This window comes from Polynucleobacter sp. 39-46-10 (assembly GCF_002282275.1).
In genome coordinates, this window is the sequence record NZ_NCJB01000461.1 from 1 (window position 1) to 1,489 (window position 1,489).

2 protein-coding genes are annotated in these 1,489 nt (G+C 45.9%); both read left to right on the forward strand.

All coding sequences use genetic code 11. The features are described from left to right. Window positions 1-307, forward strand: a 307-nt coding sequence (locus B7X71_RS16790) for an alpha/beta hydrolase (RefSeq protein ID WP_293601578.1), incomplete at its 5' end; no start/stop codon positions are given. Window positions 308-322: 15 nt separating this feature from the next. After that, window positions 323-1,489: HD domain-containing protein (locus B7X71_RS16795; RefSeq protein WP_293601579.1), on the forward strand; the 1,167-nt coding region annotated here is incomplete at its 3' end.

The window sequence follows — 1,489 nt, forward strand, 5'->3', positions numbered from 1 at the left end:
GATGCTTGTACAAAAAGATGGCCTTTGGGTGATGCACTATGACCCTGATATTTCTGTACCGTTTGCATCTGTTAATCCAATAATGGCGAAGGCAGGTGAGATGGCAATGTGGCACGCCTTTAAGCAAATTCATATCCCGATGCTGATCGTTCGTGGCGGTGAATCGGATTTACTCTCTGCTAAAACAGTGGCCGAGATGTGTAAGGTCAACCCATACATTCGGAGTATTGAAATTCCAGGAGTGGGACATGCGCCTGCCTTTGTGAAGTCAGAACAAGTTGCTTTAGCAAAAGAATTCTTTAGTTAAGGATTTCGGTCTTCCATGTCAAATGCTGGCAATGTATCTGAGAGCATCAAAATCATAGATGGCTGGTATGGAGAGCCCTCTGAAAGTCATGCTGCCGGTGTTCTGAGTATTCTGAAATTGCTTCATCTAGACGAGGCTACATTAACTGCTGCAAGTAATATCGCACGGACTCACGGCAAAGAATCCCTCACTAAACTGATTGGCGATGAGTCAGCCAAACTGTTGATTGGTTATCGTGGTCTAAGGCAGGCTCAAGCTAAGCTCGTCCGTAATGATGGTGGTCTCAGCATCTCCGGGCAAGAAGAAATGCTGAGAAAGATGTTGCTGGCTTTTGGTGACGACTTACGTGTGGTCCTCATTTATCTTGCCTCACGCTTGCAAACCTTGCGCTGGATTACCCATGAAAAAATGGAGATGCCAAAAGCCTGGGCGCAAGAGATTCTTAATATTGATGCATCGCTCGCAAATCGCCTCGGTATCTGGCAAATGAAATGGGAGATGGAGGACTTAGCGTTTCGAGTTCTGTCTCCAGAGATCTATCGAGATATTGCCAAGATGCTCGATGGCAAGCGCATTGAGCGTGAATCTTTTATTGAGCAAATTGTCAAAAAGCTTCAGGAAGAATTAACTGCCGCTCATATTCAGGGTGAGGTTCAGGGTCGCCCAAAACACATCTACAGTATTTGGAAAAAGATGCAGGGCAAGTCACTCGACTTTGCCAATCTTTATGACGTCAGAGCATTTAGGGTTCTAGTGGAGGATGTTAAATCTTGCTACGCCATTTTAGGAATAGTGCACAACGTCTGGCAGCCAGTACCACGTGAATTCGATGACTATATTGCGAGGCCCAAACCTAACGGCTATCAATCTTTGCATACCGTAGTGATGGATGAGCATGGAACGGCATTTGAGATTCAGGTGCGTACAAATGAAATGCATCAACAGGCTGAGTATGGATTGGCTGCGCACTGGCGTTATAAGGAGGGTGCTTATATTGGTGCTGCAACACCATCAAAAAATAAATCTGCCTCCAATACTCCGAACACACCAAACCCCAGCCATCAAACTGGCACACATAGTGCAGCAGTAGCCTACGAGCGCCAGATTGCTTGGGCTAGGCAGCTGATCTCCTGGAAAGAAGATGCATGGGAGCAATTAAAGCATCATGAGATTGATGATCAT